1 protein-coding gene is annotated in these 267 nt (G+C 62.2%); it reads right to left on the reverse strand.

What is annotated here, in order from left to right:
• Nucleotides 1-267, reverse strand: a 267-nt coding sequence (locus SB772_RS41685; protein WP_410838731.1) for a porin, incomplete at both ends; no start/stop codon positions are given.

A 267-nucleotide genomic window follows, 5' to 3' on the forward strand; every position in this document is an offset into this window, starting at 1 on the left:
CTATAGGGATGGTTGTACTGCGCGTAGACCACGCTCCAGCGCAGCGGGCCGCGCTCGTAGCCGAGCCCGAAGCTGTATGCGCTGTTGTTCGCGAAGCCGGTCGCGTTGCTGAAGCCGTACAGCGCGGTGAACTTCAGGCCGTAGTAGACGGGGCTCACGTACTTCACCGAGTTCTGCACGCGGATGTCGTTGTAGCCGTTGTCGTTGTCGCCGATGTTCACGCCGTTGCTCGCGATGATCACGGGCCCGATGTAGTCGTGGATCGCG

The organism is Paraburkholderia sp. SIMBA_030 (assembly GCF_046535245.1).
GTDB lineage: Bacteria > Pseudomonadota > Gammaproteobacteria > Burkholderiales > Burkholderiaceae > Paraburkholderia.